The organism is Acerihabitans arboris (genome assembly GCF_010131535.1).
Taxonomy (GTDB): domain Bacteria; phylum Pseudomonadota; class Gammaproteobacteria; order Enterobacterales; family Enterobacteriaceae; genus Acerihabitans; species Acerihabitans arboris.
Map to the genome: position 1 here is coordinate 13,323 of NZ_WUBS01000001.1, position 14,795 is coordinate 28,117.

Consider the following 14,795-nt stretch of genomic DNA (forward strand, 5'->3'; position numbering starts at 1 on the left):
GCCACCGAGATCCTTTAAGCCGCTTTCTTAGCGTCTTTGATAAGACCAGAAACGCGTTCTGAAACCGTTGCGCCTTGACCGACCCAATGCTCGATGCGATCCAGGTCCAAACGCAGGCCTTCAGCCTGACCGGAAGCGATCGGGTTGTAGAAGCCAATACGTTCAATAAAGCGACCATCACGCGCATTGCGGCTGTCAGTCACGACGATTTGATAAAACGGGCGTTTTTTTGCGCCGCCACGTGCCAAACGAATTGTTACCATAACATCCTCTTTAGTTAATAAAACAACCGGGCCCCATCGAGGAACGGGGCCCAGTTGCCATTTAAAGCTGCCGTATAAAAAGCTCCAAAATTCTACTCGTTTTGGAGCAAAAAGCAATCGATAGTTACCGCCCGGGGAATCCCGGCGGCATCATGCCCTTCATGCCGCGCAGCATTTTTGCCATGCCGCCTTTCTTCATCTTCTTCATCATGCGCTGCATATCGTCGAATTGTTTCAGCATGCGGTTAACGTCCTGAACCTGCAACCCACAGCCGGTGGCAATACGCCGTTTACGCGAACCCTTGATAATCTCGGGCTGGGCGCGCTCCTTGAACGTCATGGAATTGATGATGGCTTCCATACGCACCAATACGCCGTCGTCCATTTGCGATTTGACATTGGCCGGCAGTTGGCCGGCGCCGGGCAGTTTGCTCATCATGCTGGCCATGCCGCCCATATTGCGCATCTGTTTCAGCTGGTCGAGGAAATCGGTCAAATCAAAACCGTCGCCTTTTTTCAGCTTATTGGCCAGTTTTTCCGCCTGAACGCGGTCAACCTTGCTTTCGATATCCTCAATTAACGACAGCACGTCGCCCATGCCCAGGATACGCCCGGCAATACGCTCGGGGTAGAACGGCTCCAGCGCGTCGGTTTTTTCGCCCACGCCCATGAATTTAATCGGCTTGCCGGTAATATGGCGGATGGACAACGCCGCCCCGCCGCGCGCGTCGCCATCGACCTTGGTCAGGATCACGCCGGTCAGCGGCAGCGCCTCGTTAAACGCCTTGGCGGTGTTGGCGGCGTCCTGGCCGGTCATGGCATCGACCACGAACAGGGTTTCCACCGGCCTGATGGCCGCGTGGATCTGTTTGATCTCGCCCATCATGGCTTCATCGACGTGCAGCCGGCCGGCGGTATCCACCAGCAGCACGTCGTAGAATTTCAATTTTGCGTGTTGCAATGCCTGGTTGACGATATCAAGAGGCCGTTGTCCGGCATCGGACGGAAAAAAATCCACGCCGACCGTTTCCGCCAGGGTTTCCAGCTGCTTGATTGCCGCCGGGCGATAGACGTCGGCGGACACCACCAGCACTTTTTTCTTATGCTTTTCGCGCAGGTACTTGCCAAGCTTGGCGACGCTGGTGGTTTTACCGGCCCCTTGCAGGCCCGCCATCAACACCACCGCCGGCGGCTGGGACGCGAGGTTGAGCTCGTTGTTCTCCTCGCCCATCGCGTTCACCAGTTCGGTACGCACGATTTTGACGAATTCCTGGCCCGGGGTCAGGCTTTTGTTCACTTCCTGGCCGACCGCGCGCGCTTTTACCCGGTTGATAAAATCACGCACCACGGGCAGGGCCACATCGGCTTCGAGCAGCGCCATGCGGACTTCACGCAGCGTTTCTTGAATGTTCTCTTCTGTCAGGCGGCCCCGGCCGCTGATATTGCGCAATGAGCGCGATAATCTGTCGGATAAATTTTCAAACATCGTTCTCTACTCAACCTGCTCAACCTGGAGTCCGGCCGCTTGCGCGACATTATTGCCGACGAGTATAACACGAAGCAGCGGCAGATCGCTGCCCCCGCGACGAGAACGTTTGGTACGAGACGCCGCTAACGCTATACTGGTCGCCTCTTTATCCTTAGCTAAAGCCCATTTGCGATATGTCATGGATTGCCCTACTGGCTTTTATTGCCTATGCCGTGAGTCTCGGCCTGATCCTGCCCAGCATTTTGCGCAGGAACGGCGCCTACCGCCGCCTGGCGCTGATGTCCGCCGTGGTGGCGCTGGTTAGCCACGCCTGCACGCTGTACCTGCGCATTTTCGACGTCCATACGGGGCAAAACCTGAGCCTGCTGAATATCGGCTCCCTGGTCAGTCTGATGATAGCCACCGTCATGACGTCGGTCGCCACGCTTAACCGCGGCTGGTTCCTGCTGCCGGTGGTCTATATATTCGCCATGATCCATTTGGCCGCCTCCACCCTGATGCCAGGGGAGTTCATTACCCACCTGGAGGCCACGCCCGGACTGCTGGTGCATATCGGCCTGGCGCTGTTTTCTTATGCGGTGCTGATTATAGCCACCCTGTATGCCTTTCAACTGGCCTGGCTTGATTATCTGTTAAAGACCAAACGGTTGATGTTCAGCGCCGATATGCCGCCGCTGATGGGTATCGAGCGTAAAATGTTCCACATCACCCAGGTGGGCGTGGTGCTGCTGACGCTAACCCTGTGCACCGGCCTGCTGTATATGCAAAATATGTTCAACGGCGAAAACCTGCATAAGGCGGTGCTCTCCTTCATCGCCTGGTTGGTCTATATTGTTTTATTATGGGGCCATTATCGTGAAGGCTGGCGCGGTCGTCGTGTGGTTTGGCTGAGCCTGGTCGGCGTGCTGTTGCTGACGCTGGCCTATTTCGGCAGCCGTATCTGGCAGAACATACTGGGCGGATGACGTACAAATCAATGGCAATTCGTCGAGGATGGTCATTAACCGCTAACCGCTGTATTTACCCCTAAAAGGAATTCCCACGTTGGAACATGTTTCAACCAGTACGCTGATAATTATCCTGGTGATTATGGTACTGGTGTCCGCCTATTTTTCCGCCTCGGAAACCGGGATGATGACGCTCAATCGTTATCGCCTGCGTCATCTGGCCAAACAGGGCAATCGCGCCGCCCGGCGGGTCGAGAAATTATTACGCCGCACCGACCGCTTGTTAAGCCTGGTGTTGATCGGCAACAACCTGGTCAATATCCTGGCCTCGGCGCTGGCCACCATCGTCGGCATGCGCCTGTACGGCGATATCGGCGTGGCGATCTCAACCGGTATCCTGACCTTTGTCATCCTGCTGTTTGCCGAGGTGCTGCCCAAGACCGTGGCGGCGCTTTATCCCGAGCGCATTGCCCTGCCCAGCAGCCTGCTGCTGGCGCCGCTGCAAAAGATCATGATGCCGCTGGTCTGGCTGCTGAATATCATTACCCGCATCCTGATGCGCATCATGGGCATTAAGGTTCCCTCGAACCTGAATGACGCCCTGAGCAAGGATGAACTGCGTTCCATCGTCAACGAGTCCCGCTCGCTTATCTCGCGGCGCAACCAGGATATGCTGCTGTCGATCCTGGATTTGGAAAAGGTCAGCGTCGGCGACATTATGGTGCCGCGCAATGAGATCGTGGGTATCAATGTCAACGATGAATGGCGCAACATCATCCGCCAACTGACCCACTCTCCCCATGGCCGCATCGTGCTGTATCGCGACAATCTCGACGATGCCATCGGTATGCTGCGGGTGCGCGAAGCCTACCGCCTGATGACGGAAAAGCAGGAGTTCACCAAGGAGAACCTGCTGCGCGCGGCCGATGAAATCTACTACGTCCCCGAAGGCACGCCGCTGAATATCCAACTGGTGAAATTCCAGCGCAATAAAGAAAAGGTCGGGCTTATCGTCGACGAGTATGGGGATATCCAGGGACTGGTGACGGTTGAGGATATCCTGGAGGAGATTGTCGGCGATTTTACCACCTCCATGTCCCCCACCCTGGCGGAAGAAGTGATCCCGCAAAGCGACGGTTCGGTATTGATCGACGGCGGCGCCAATATTCGCGAGCTGAATAAAGCCTTTAACTGGACGTTGCCCGAAGCGGAGGCGCGCACGGTTAACGGCATGCTGCTCGAGGCGCTGCAGGATATCCCGCCGGTGGGCACGCATACCCAGATAGACAGTTATAAGATTGAAATCATGGCGGTGCAGGACAACATGATCAAGCAGGTGCGCATTACCCCGCTTAAGGCGTTTAAAACGGGCGTGGATGAGGCGTAGCCTCCACGGCGTTATCTTTTCCCATAAAAAAAGCCCTTCACCTGGAAGGGCTTGCGAGTGCCGGTAAACAGGGTTTAGATATGCAGCTCCGCCAGCTTTTCTTTCGGCAGGGCCAGCTCATCGTTATGATTCACCCGGATATCGTGATCAAGTATATGCTGGGCGATCTCCTGCGCTTCCGCCAGGGAATGCATGTGATACGTACCGCATTGATATTCATTCAACTCAGGGATTTTGTTCTGGTCGGTGACTTTCAGCACATCGGCCATCGCCGCTTTCCAGGCGTTGGCGACACGAACTTCATCCGGCGCGCCGATCAGGCTCATATAAAAACCGGTACGGCAGCCCATAGGTGAAATATCGACGATTTCAACGCCGTCGCCGTTAAGATGATTACGCATAAAACCGGCGAATAAATGTTCCAGGGTGTGAATACCGCGCTCAGGCATCACTTCCAGATTGGGTCGGCAAAAACGCAAATCAAAGACGGTGATGGTATCGCCATGAGCGGTTTTCATGGTCTTTGCAACACGTACCGCAGGCGCGGCCATGCGGGTGTGGTCTACGGTAAAGCTATCCAGTAGTGGCATACGTCACCTCCTCTTTTAAAAAATAATTTTTTTACCATTGTAAGGAAACTTTTTTCCAAGCCGAGAGTCTGAATTATTGAAAGACGCGCATTTGTTATCATCATCCCTGTATTCAGAGATGTTTATTTGGCCACAGTCTCTGTGGCCTTTTCTTTTTCAGCCGGCGTTATGCTGCGCCAGAAATTGCTCGAAACTCACGCTATCCCCTGCTTCAATCTCACGCTGCCGCTTCCAGGAACGCGCCTGTTCAGTCGCCAACAGCTCTTCATCCAGTATTTCCAACGGCTCATCGCACAGCGTCTGACGATAATTATTAGCCAACGCCATTCCCAGCCCGCCAATACCCTGCTCTTTCATGGCCTCGAGAATACGCGCGGAATAGGTCAGCGACGGGTCGTCAAAGCCGGCCACCAGGCCGTCACAGGCCTGGCGGTATTGATGGTTATGGTTATTGCTATCGAGAATCACCGCCACGCGACGCAAATCCTGGAACAGCGCCTTGCCTATGTGGGCCAACGGTTCCTGCTGGGAACCGCAATCGACGCCCAGGGTCAGGCCGGGTTTACGCCCTTCGAGAATTACCTTATTCCAGTTGGCGCGGGTGCACAACACTTCCTCCGCGCTCATTTCCGGCGCCTCGGCCAGCGTACACCAAATCAGGAAAAGATCCAGGAAGCGCGCCTGCTGTTCGTCGATGCCAATCGGCGAGAACGGGTTGATATCCAACGACCGCACTTCGATATACTCAATGCCCCCACGCTCCAGCGCATCGGACGGAGATTCGCCCTTATGGGTCACGCGCTTGGGGCGCACCGGCGCGTAGAGTTCGTTTTCGATTTGCAGCACGTTGGTGTTCACCTGCAGCCGCTTGCCGTCTTTTTCCAGTCCGATACGCTGGTAGTCCGCCGACGGCGTTTTAATGGCCCGCTTCAGGGCGGCAATATAATCCTCCAGCCGGTTAAAGGTAATGCCGAGCTGGCTTTGGGACTTATTGGTGTACCCCAGGTCGCTAAGTCGCAGCGAGGTGGCGAACGGCAGGTAAATCATGCCGGAGGCCGCCCGCTCAAACGGCAAATCGCTCTTGCGGCCGTCAAGGAATGACGCGCAGACGCCCGGCGACGCCCCAAACAGATAGGGGATAATCCAGCCGAATCGATAATAATTACGGATAAGGCGCAGGTAGCCGTCGGAAATGGCCGCCTTGCCGCCGATCTCATCCTCGACACCAAGCCGCGCCTGCCAGAACGCCAGCGGCAGGGAAAAGTTATAGTGCACGCCGGAGATAGCCTGCATCAGGGCGCCGTAACGATTTTTCAGGCCTTCACGATACAAGGTCTTAAACCGTCCAATATTGGAGGAACCATATTGGGCCAGTTCAATAGGCTGGTTATGATCGATGAAACAAGGCATGCTCATCGGCCACATGCGCTCTTCGCCAAGATGGCGCGCCACATGGCGGTGGATGTCCCGTAGCAGCGCCAGCAGGTGATCGACATCGTCATCCACCGGCGTGATGAATTCGAGCAGAGCCTCGGCAAAATCCGTGGTAATCCATTTATGCGTTAACGCCGCGCCCAGGGATTCCGGGTGGGGGGTTTGAGCCAAACGTCCGTTGGCGGAAATGCGCAAGGTTTCGCGTTCCACACCCCGGCGGATACCCTTCAGTGCATGAGGATTGGCTTCCAGCCATGAAAGCGCTTCAGATACGTCCGGGATCAAATCGACCTCCCGCAGTTAATTTTGTATTGAGTAAGCATAATTGAATCTGCTCGTTTATCGCTACCAATCGTTATCATTTACGCATTCATCATCAGGTGAGTCCCGGGGATTAACCGGTTTGACGTGCCTTAATGTAATGCTTTTCCCAACTATAAAGAGATCATTATGGGCTTTGCGCTAAACCGGGCGTCAAACCACCATAGCGGTGTTCCCGCTGCCGGTGATGAAGCCGCCGCATCTCAACTTAAACGTCGCGCAGCATAGTCCGGAAACATAGTCCGGAAACCTCATGCCAGGCGATGACAATCGCAATACGCCGTGAGTTCTGTCAATTGCATTCTAGGCAATTCGCACATCGACAAACGCCATGCCGGCCGACCGGGCGGCCTGAATGCCAAAATCGGCGTCTTCAAACACCACGCATTTCTCCGGGGCCACGCCTATCAGTTCGGCACAGCGTAAAAAGGTGTCTGGAAAAGGTTTATGCCGGGTCACGTCATCCGCCCCGACAATGGCGTCAAAATAGTGCAATAGTCCCAGATGTCCAAGCAAGGATACGGCCAGGCGATGTTCGCTGCCCGTGCCGACCGCCATCGGTCGCTTGCCATGATAGGCTTTCACCACGTCGATAAGCGGCAACGGCAGCACGTGTTCCAACAACATCATTTCCACCGCCGCGGTTTTCTCAATCGCCAGCCGGTAGGGATCCATGGCGGAACCATGGCCATCGATAATCGTCTTAGCGATACGCCAGGTCGGCGACCCGTTTAACCCGACCATAGCCGCGCCGTCATACCGCATACCGTACTTGCCGAGCACCTGATGCCAGGCTTTATGATGGGTTGGCTCGGTATCGAGCAGCGTACCGTCCATATCGAAGATTAAGCCTTCGTATTGATCGTACATCGTCGCTCCCTGATGCTGAAAATAACGCTTCACTGTAACGCAAAGTCATAAAATTGTCGCTTTTTCTGTTGCACGGTCGCGGCACGGGAAATGGCGAAGGCGCGCAAGAAAACGGTCAATCCAGGCGGCGTTGAGGGTTCAAGGGAGTATGTCGGCGGTAAACAAACGCGGTTAAAAAACCCTGTGCAGGTAAGCCTAGGGGATGCGGGAAAAAAGCGGAAGATGCATAGTCATGGTGCATCCAGGAGGATTCGAACCTCCGACCGCTCGGTTCGTAGCCGAGTACTCTATCCAGCTGAGCTATGGATGCAATGATGAGACCAAAGACGATATGTGGTAAAACGGATTTTGTTTAATACGGGAATGGTGCATCCAGGAGGATTCGAACCTCCGACCGCTCGGTTCGTAGCCGAGTACTCTATCCAGCTGAGCTATGGATGCATCGTATTAAATAATACAACTAATTTCCGACCGTGCTAACGGGTCGTCTAATGGTGCATCCAGGAGGATTCGAACCTCCGACCGCTCGGTTCGTAGCCGAGTACTCTATCCAGCTGAGCTATGGATGCAATATTAAATAATGGCGGTGAGGGAGGGATTCGAACCCTCGATACAGCTTTTGACCGTATACTCCCTTAGCAGGGGAGCGCCTTCAGCCTCTCGGCCACCTCACCTACGCGCCGATGTTAAAGCTCATCGGCACTGCGTGGCGCACATATTACTTTCCCGGACTGATAAGTCAAACAATTTTTCCCGTCTGGCGAGCGTTTGCGCAAAAGCCATGCAACTTGACCAGATTGACAGCACAATAGCCCGTAAACGTTCCCTTATCAGGGAAAATGCAAGCGATAGGTTGAGTTTAGACGCAGAAATAATCAGCAGAAAATAAGTCATTTTGACGGGTGGCGAGGGGAGTAGCGCCCCGCGGCAGCGAGGCGCTGGAAAAGATCAGAAGGGATTCTGTTGCGATTTTTCAGCCTGAATACGCTGGTATATTTCTTCACGGTGAACAGAAACTTCTTTAGGCGCATTGACACCGATACGTACCTGGTTGCCCTTGACTCCTAAAACCGTAACCGTTACCTCATCGCCAATCATGAGGGTTTCACCAACTCGACGAGTCAGAATAAGCATTCTTTGCTCCTTGAAAGATTAAAAGAGTCGGGTCTCTCAGTTTCCCGCCATTATCCATCATATACCGTGAAAACGTAAGTCATGTGAGTGACATAAAATGCCAGCAGGCTGACGACTTTCAACATCAGGTATAAGTTTAGTCGATATGACCAGCTTCGCGCCTAACTTTTGATTCAGCTGACTCAGCGGATAATACGAATCCAAACGCCATAACTTAACAGAAAGCTACGGCGTTTATAATAACGTATTCTTATCCGCGCTAGAATTTCGTCGCCAGCCAGGCCTCTACGCCGGCCAGGGCCGCAGGCAATGCCTGGACGTCAGTGCCCCCGGCCTGCGCCATATCGGGGCGACCGCCGCCTTTGCCGCCCACCTGCTGGGCCAGCTGGCCGATGAGTTCGCCAGCTTTAACGCGCCCGGTTAAATCTTTTGTCACTCCTGCTATCAGACTGACTTTACCCTCGGCTATCGTTGCCAGCACGATGACCGCCGATCCCAACTGGTTCTTCAGATCGTCCACCATGGTGCGCAGCATCTTGGGGTCGACATTATCCAGTTTGCTGACCAGCAGCTTCACGCCGCCCACCATCTTGACATTGCCGGTCAGCGCCGAACTTTCCTGCGCCGCCTGCTGGCTTTTAAGCTGCTGGATCTCTTTTTCCAACTGCCGGGAGCGCTCAAGCAAGGTTTTAACCTTATCGGCCAGGCTTTGGTTATCGCCCTTCACCAACTGGGCAATGTCATGGATCAGCTCGCTCTGCTGATGCAGGCTCGCCAACGCGCCTTCGCCGGTCACGGCTTCAATACGGCGCACGCCGGCCGCGGTACCGGATTCAGAGATGATGCGAAACAGGCCTATATCCCCGGTGCGGGAGGCATGAATGCCGCCGCACAGCTCGGTGGAGAAATCGCCCATGCGCAATACCCGGACCTTGGCGTCATATTTCTCGCCGAACAGCGCCATGGCGCCGGTGCCGCGCGCGGCCTCCAGATCCATGATCTCCGTCTCGATAGGTAGATTTCGACGGATTTGCTGGTTGACGATATCTTCCACGGCGCGTATCTGCTGCGGTTCCATCGCTTCGGAGTGGGAAAAATCGAAACGCAGGTACCGATCGTTCACCAGCGAGCCTTTTTGCGCCACGTGGGAGCCCAGCACCTGACGCAGCGCCGCGTGAAGCAGATGGGTGGCGGAATGGTTCAGGCGGATGCGGGAACGACGCGCATCGTCCACGCTGGCGGTCACCGGGTCGCCCACCTTTAATTCGCCCAAGGCCAGGCGCCCGACGTGACCGAATGCCTGGCCGTACTTCTGCGTATCATTGACGGTAAACAGCCCCATGGCGGCTTTCAGTTCGCCCTGGTCGCCAACCTGGCCGCCGGATTCGCCGTAAAACGGCGTCTCGTCCAGGACCACCACGGCGTCGTCGCCCTGGCCTATCGCCTGCACCGGCTCTCCGTTGCGAAACAGCGCGACCACGGCGCCCTGGTGCCGGGACTCGTCATAGCCGAAGAACCGGGTGGCTTTATCCACCCGCAGCATGCTGTTGTAATCGGCGCCGAACCCGCTTGACTCGCGGGCGCGGCGGCGCTGTTCATCCATGGCCCGCTCGAAACCCTCTTCGTCCACCTTCAACTGACGCTCACGGCAGACATCGGCGGTCAGATCCAGCGGAAAGCCGTAGGTATCATACAGGCGAAAGGCGGTTTCACCGTCCAGCGTGTCGCCCTCGAGCTTGCCCAGTTCCTCGTCCAACAGGGCCAGGCCGCGCTCCAGCGTACGGGCGAACTGTTCTTCCTCGGTTTGCAGCACTTGCTCCACCCGCGCCTGCTGCTGTTTCAGTTCTGTGGCCGCAGGCCCCATCACGTCAATCAACGGCGCCACCAGCCGGTAGAAAAAGGCCTCTTTGGCGCCCAGCATATTACCGTGCCGCACGGCACGGCGAATAATGCGCCGCAGGACATAACCGCGCCCTTCGTTGGACGGCACCACGCCGTCCGAAATCAGGAAGGCGCAGGAGCGGATATGGTCGGCAATCACGCGCAGCGATTTGCTGGTCAGATCGCCGCAGCCGGTCACTTTTGCCACCGCAGCAATCAGGGTATGGAATAAATCGATGTCGTAATTTGAGTTAACATGTTGCAGCACCGCGGAAATACGTTCCAACCCCATGCCGGTATCCACCGAAGGTTTCGGCAGCGGCAGCATGGTGCCGTCCGATTGGCGGTTGAACTGCATAAACACCAGATTCCAGATTTCGATATAACGATCGCCGTCTTCTTCCGGGCTTCCCGGTGGTCCGCCCCAGATATGATCGCCATGATCGTAGAAAATCTCCGAGCACGGCCCGCACGGGCCCGTATCGCCCATCTGCCAGAAGTTATCCGACGCATAGGCCCCGCCTTTATTGTCGCCGATGCGGATGATGCGATCTTCGGGCACGCCCACTTCACGCGACCAAATATTGTAGGCTTCGTCATCGGTGGCATAGACGGTAACCCATAGTTTTTCCTTCGGCAGGTTAAACCACCGGGCACCGGTCAGGAGTTCCCATGCAAAGTTGATGGCGTCGTGCTTGAAGTAATCGCCGAAGCTGAAGTTACCCAGCATTTCGAAAAAGGTATGGTGGCGCGCGGTATAACCGACATTTTCCAGGTCGTTATGCTTGCCGCCCGCGCGCACGCAGCGCTGGGAAGTGGTGGCGCGATGATACTGGCGTTGGTCCAGCCCGAGGAAAACGTCCTTGAATTGGTTCATGCCGGCATTGGTAAACAGCAATGTCGGATCGTTATCTGGCACCAGCGAGCTACTTGCGACTACCTGGTGGCCTTTGCTATGGAAAAAATCGAGAAACGCTTGACGGATCTCAGCGGTGCTCTTGCTCATAGTTGTCCCGGAATCAAGCTAAACGAACGGATCGAAAACAGAATAGCGCAGTATTGGGGCGCTACAGTAGCGTTCACGAACTCAAAAGTGGGAATAAGATAAATTTTCTTTGATGGGAAGTAAAATCCCACAGGCCATCAAATTAAAAATTTATATAAATAGAGCGAATCTCATCGTAGGAAAAACCGCGTGAAAGGAGGTAACGTTGCACTTTGGCCCTGGCTTCCCGATCGGACGGGAGAGGTTGTCCAAATTTTTTCCAGGCAACGTCCTGCGCCTGCGCCGACCGATCGATTTGTGCTTCGGTAAAGGCGTTATCAATAATTTCCCGTTGTATTCCCTTCTGGAGCAACTCCATGCGTATCTTTTGTTCGCCGTATCCTCGTTTGCTGCGGCTGTTAACATAACGCAGGGCAAAACGCGCATCATCGAGCCAATCATTTTGCAGGCAATAGTCGATAACAACCTGGATATCAGCTTCGGTGATTTGCGTCTCGGCCGGCGCGTTCTTCGCCGGCGTTGCCTTAAATCGTTGCCTGGCGACCGGCTGCGCCGCCAGTTTACGACGCAACTCCGCTTCGCTGTGATCGCGTAGCGCGAGCATATGTAGCGCGCGATCGAGCAGCGAACTACTCATACGCTACCGCCGGCCGGGACAAACCACAATCCGCCCCGGATAGCGCAGGGGTTATACTTCTTCACTGCTTTCGCTGGCCGCGCTTTCATCAACGTCATCGCCTACGCCGGCAAAACTGGAGGTTTCAGGGCTGTTCAACAGCATGTCGCGCAGTTTTTTATCCAAATCCGCCGCGATTTCCGGGCGTTCCTTCAGGAAGACACAGGCATTGGCCTTACCCTGGCCGATTTTTTCACCGTTATAGCTATACCAGGCACCGGCTTTTTCGATGAGCTTGTGCTTAACGCCCAGGTCCACCAGTTCGCCGCGAATATTGATGCCCTCGCCATACAGGATTTGGAATTCAGCCTGTTTGAACGGCGCGGCCACTTTATTCTTCACTACTTTAACGCGTGTCTCGCTGCCCACCACCACCTCGCCTTCCTTGACGGAGCCGATGCGACGGATATCAAGACGTACCGAGGCGTAGAATTTTAGCGCGTTACCACCGGTGGTGGTTTCCGGGTTACCGAACATCACGCCGATTTTCATACGAATCTGGTTGATAAAGATCAGCAGCGTATTGGCGTTTTTAAGGTTACCCGCCAGTTTACGCATGGCCTGGCTCATCATGCGTGCCGCCAGCCCCATGTGGGAGTCGCCGATTTCCCCTTCGATTTCAGCTTTAGGGGTCAAGGCCGCCACGGAGTCGACGATGATAACGTCAACCGCGCCGGAGCGCGTCAGGGCATCGCAGATTTCCAGTGCCTGCTCGCCGGTGTCCGGCTGAGAGCACAGCAGGTTATCGATATCCACGCCGAGTTTTTTCGCGTAGATAGGATCAAGCGCATGTTCGGCGTCGATAAACGCGCAGGTTTTGCCTTGACGCTGTGCGGAGGCAATCACCTGCAGGGTGAGGGTGGTTTTACCAGAAGACTCCGGCCCATAGATTTCAACGATGCGTCCCATGGGCAAGCCGCCGGCGCCCAGTGCAATATCAAGGGAAAGAGAACCCGTGGAGATTGTTTCAACATCCATTGAACGATCTTCACCCAGGCGCATGATAGAGCCCTTGCCAAACTGTTTTTCAATCTGGCTTAACGCTGCTGCTAACGCCTTTTGTTTATTCTCATCAATAGCCATTTCAACTCCTATCAAGCAGGGAGCGACATCGCTACCCTCTTTTCGCCAAACATCTATGCCGATACTGCCGCCAATTATACTGTACAATCATACAGTATCAAGTACATTTTCAGAGAAATGTGTCTAATAAGGTTTTCAGGGCGAAATGCACCGCCTGGCGCCGCACCTCATCCCGGCCGCCCTCGAAGTGCATAAGCTGGGAAAACGGCGCCTGATGGCGGCAGGCAAACCCAAACCATACCGTGCCGACCGGCTTTTCCAGCGAGCCGCCGTCCGGCCCCGCGATACCGCTGATGGACACGGCATAATCCGCCGACGCGGCCGCCAACGCGCCCTGGGCCATTTCCAATACCACCGGGTCGCTCACCGCGCCATGCTGTTCAAGGGTGCTGGCCCTGACGCCCAGCATCTCGGATTTTGCCTGGTTACTGTAGGTAACGAACCCGCGCTCGAACCAGCCCGAACTGCCGGCGACATCGGTCAGGGTTTTAGCCACCCATCCGCCGGTACAGGACTCGGCGCAGGTTACCCTGCCGCCGGTCTGTTTGAGCGCCGCCCCAATACGGGTACCGAGCATGAAAAGATCGTCGTCGTTCATGATACTCCCATCCTGATAAGAGGGCTGTCAAACGGGAAAACATCCGTTGCCGCGGCTGTCGTTGCCTTCAAGTATAACCCGAACCGCACAGGTTATTGAGGCCGGATTTTCGCCGGTCATCCCCGCTATCCTTATAACCGCCCCGTTGATTCCTGTTATCATGCTATTGGTTCTTGTAACCATACTCTTGATGCACTAAGTTCTTATTAAACTATCTGTTATAATTTTATGTAATTTCTAATTACTTAATGACATTTAATGGAAAATCCAAAGTGGATTAGCATTCCCGACAAATTCAGAACGCGCGCTGGCGCGCCTCTCAACATTGTCACCTCAGGACTAACGATGAAAAAAATGACCTTAGCACTTTTAGCCGGCTCCCTGTTTATCACCACGGTACAGGCCCAGGCGGAAGACGGCCTGGCGGCCATTAAAGCCGCCGGCACCATTACCTTCGGCACCGAAGGCACCTACGCGCCTTATACCTATCATGACGGCAGCGACAAGCTGGTGGGATTTGACGTTGATCTCGGCCGGGCCGTCGCCGCCAAGCTTGGCGTCAAGGCGAAGTTTATCGAAGGCCGTTGGGACGGACTGATTGCCGGCCTGGATGCCAAACGCTATGACGCGGTGATCAACCAGGTGGGCATAACCCCGGAGCGTCAGGCGAAATATGATTTTTCCCAACCCTACATCGATTCAAAAGTGGTGCTGATCGTGCGTGACGACAATACCACCATCAAAAACTTCGATGACCTGAAGGGACAGAAGGCGGCCCAAAGCCTGACCAGCAATTATTCCCAGGTGGCGACCAAATACGGCGCCGATCTGGTGCCTACCGACGGCTTTAACCAGTCTTTGGATCTGGTGCTGAGCCGTCGCGCGGCCGCGACGCTGAATGACAATTTGTCCTTCCTCGACTTCAAAAAACACAAACCGAACGCGCCGCTGAAAATCGTTGCCGCCCAAGATGCCAACGCGCCTTCCGGAATCTTGATACGCAAGAATCAACCCGAACTGGTGAAAGCGCTGAACAATGCGCTGGATGAAGTAAAGGCGGAGGGTACCTATAAGGAAATTGCCGTTCGTTACTTCGGTCAGGACATCTCTAAATAA

Annotated in this window: 13 protein-coding genes and 4 tRNA genes; 3 read left to right on the forward strand and 14 right to left on the reverse strand. The window is 55.0% G+C overall.

Going from position 1 to position 14,795, the window contains the following annotated elements; genetic code table 11:
- Positions 1 to 14: 14 nt before the first annotated feature.
- Together rpsP and ffh are read right to left on the reverse strand one after the other, a co-directional pair.
- Positions 15 to 263, reverse strand: a complete 249-nt coding sequence (gene rpsP, locus GRH90_RS00070) for a 30S ribosomal protein S16 (RefSeq protein ID WP_162363866.1) — start codon at positions 261 to 263, stop codon at positions 15 to 17.
- A gap of 124 nt (positions 264 to 387) precedes the next feature.
- A complete protein-coding gene (gene ffh / locus GRH90_RS00075; protein WP_162363867.1) occupies positions 388 to 1,749 on the reverse strand; it encodes a signal recognition particle protein in 1,362 nt (453 codons plus the stop codon).
- Positions 1,750 to 1,925: 176 nt separating this feature from the next.
- Here ffh and GRH90_RS00080 point away from each other — a divergent pair, with 176 nt between their 5' ends.
- A complete protein-coding gene (locus tag GRH90_RS00080) occupies positions 1,926 to 2,717 on the forward strand; it encodes a cytochrome C assembly family protein (RefSeq protein ID WP_162363868.1) in 792 nt (263 codons plus the stop codon).
- Between the two features lie 79 nt (positions 2,718 to 2,796).
- Positions 2,797 to 4,086: an HlyC/CorC family transporter gene (locus tag GRH90_RS00085; RefSeq protein ID WP_162363869.1), complete on the forward strand. Its 1,290-nt coding sequence runs from the start codon at positions 2,797 to 2,799 to the stop codon at positions 4,084 to 4,086.
- 74 nt (positions 4,087 to 4,160) lie between these two features.
- On the opposite strand, the gene luxS is transcribed toward GRH90_RS00085, so the two are convergent.
- The 12 genes from luxS to pncC all read right to left on the reverse strand — a co-directional run bounded on the left by luxS (position 4,161) and on the right by pncC (position 13,679).
- On the reverse strand, positions 4,161 to 4,676 hold the full coding sequence (gene luxS, locus GRH90_RS00090) for an S-ribosylhomocysteine lyase (RefSeq protein WP_162363870.1): 516 nt from the start codon (positions 4,674 to 4,676) through the stop codon (positions 4,161 to 4,163).
- 156 nt (positions 4,677 to 4,832) lie between these two features.
- Positions 4,833 to 6,395: a glutamate--cysteine ligase gene (gshA, locus tag GRH90_RS00095; RefSeq protein WP_162363871.1), complete on the reverse strand. Its 1,563-nt coding sequence runs from the start codon at positions 6,393 to 6,395 to the stop codon at positions 4,833 to 4,835.
- 339 nt (positions 6,396 to 6,734) lie between these two features.
- Positions 6,735 to 7,301, reverse strand: a complete 567-nt coding sequence (gene yqaB / locus GRH90_RS00100; protein ID WP_162363872.1) for a fructose-1-phosphate/6-phosphogluconate phosphatase — start codon at positions 7,299 to 7,301, stop codon at positions 6,735 to 6,737.
- 233 nt (positions 7,302 to 7,534) lie between these two features.
- Positions 7,535 to 7,611: transfer RNA gene (locus tag GRH90_RS00105), tRNA-Arg, on the reverse strand.
- Between the two features lie 54 nt (positions 7,612 to 7,665).
- Positions 7,666 to 7,742: transfer RNA gene (locus GRH90_RS00110), tRNA-Arg, on the reverse strand.
- 51 nt (positions 7,743 to 7,793) lie between these two features.
- Positions 7,794 to 7,870 (reverse strand) — tRNA-Arg (locus GRH90_RS00115).
- 12 nt (positions 7,871 to 7,882) lie between these two features.
- Positions 7,883 to 7,975: transfer RNA gene (locus GRH90_RS00120), tRNA-Ser, on the reverse strand.
- A gap of 274 nt (positions 7,976 to 8,249) precedes the next feature.
- Entirely contained in the window at positions 8,250 to 8,435 is a 186-nt protein-coding gene (csrA, locus tag GRH90_RS00125; protein WP_132926210.1) for a carbon storage regulator CsrA, read from the reverse strand.
- A 259-nt stretch (positions 8,436 to 8,694) separates the two neighbouring features.
- Positions 8,695 to 11,322 (reverse strand): alanine--tRNA ligase, encoded by a 2,628-nt coding sequence (alaS, locus tag GRH90_RS00130; protein WP_162363873.1) that lies wholly within the window; start codon positions 11,320 to 11,322, stop codon positions 8,695 to 8,697.
- A gap of 142 nt (positions 11,323 to 11,464) precedes the next feature.
- Positions 11,465 to 11,959, reverse strand: a complete 495-nt coding sequence (locus GRH90_RS00135) for a regulatory protein RecX (protein WP_162363874.1) — start codon at positions 11,957 to 11,959, stop codon at positions 11,465 to 11,467.
- Between the two features lie 51 nt (positions 11,960 to 12,010).
- On the reverse strand, positions 12,011 to 13,081 hold the full coding sequence (gene recA / locus GRH90_RS00140; RefSeq protein ID WP_162363875.1) for a recombinase RecA: 1,071 nt from the start codon (positions 13,079 to 13,081) through the stop codon (positions 12,011 to 12,013).
- A gap of 109 nt (positions 13,082 to 13,190) precedes the next feature.
- Positions 13,191 to 13,679: a nicotinamide-nucleotide amidase gene (gene pncC / locus GRH90_RS00145; protein ID WP_162363876.1), complete on the reverse strand. Its 489-nt coding sequence runs from the start codon at positions 13,677 to 13,679 to the stop codon at positions 13,191 to 13,193.
- 345 nt (positions 13,680 to 14,024) lie between these two features.
- On the opposite strand from pncC, the gene GRH90_RS00150 reads away from it, so the two are divergent.
- Complete coding sequence (locus tag GRH90_RS00150) at positions 14,025 to 14,795, forward strand: amino acid ABC transporter substrate-binding protein (protein WP_162363877.1); 771 nt, start codon at positions 14,025 to 14,027, stop codon at positions 14,793 to 14,795.

Coding starts and splice junctions, on each gene's coding strand:
- GRH90_RS00135 (WP_162363874.1), bottom strand. CDS start 11,959: ATGAGTAGTTCGCTGCTCGATCGCGCGCTACATATGCTCGCGCTACGC.
- ffh (WP_162363867.1), bottom strand. CDS start 1,749: ATGTTTGAAAATTTATCCGACAGATTATCGCGCTCATTGCGCAATATC.
- yqaB (WP_162363872.1), bottom strand. CDS start 7,301: ATGTACGATCAATACGAAGGCTTAATCTTCGATATGGACGGTACGCTG.
- GRH90_RS00150 (WP_162363877.1), top strand. CDS start 14,025: ATGAAAAAAATGACCTTAGCACTTTTAGCCGGCTCCCTGTTTATCACC.
- rpsP (WP_162363866.1), bottom strand. CDS start 263: ATGGTAACAATTCGTTTGGCACGTGGCGGCGCAAAAAAACGCCCGTTT.
- luxS (WP_162363870.1), bottom strand. CDS start 4,676: ATGCCACTACTGGATAGCTTTACCGTAGACCACACCCGCATGGCCGCG.
- GRH90_RS00080 (WP_162363868.1), top strand. CDS start 1,926: ATGTCATGGATTGCCCTACTGGCTTTTATTGCCTATGCCGTGAGTCTC.
- recA (WP_162363875.1), bottom strand. CDS start 13,081: ATGGCTATTGATGAGAATAAACAAAAGGCGTTAGCAGCAGCGTTAAGC.
- csrA (WP_132926210.1), bottom strand. CDS start 8,435: ATGCTTATTCTGACTCGTCGAGTTGGTGAAACCCTCATGATTGGCGAT.
- pncC (WP_162363876.1), bottom strand. CDS start 13,679: ATGAACGACGACGATCTTTTCATGCTCGGTACCCGTATTGGGGCGGCG.
- alaS (WP_162363873.1), bottom strand. CDS start 11,322: ATGAGCAAGAGCACCGCTGAGATCCGTCAAGCGTTTCTCGATTTTTTC.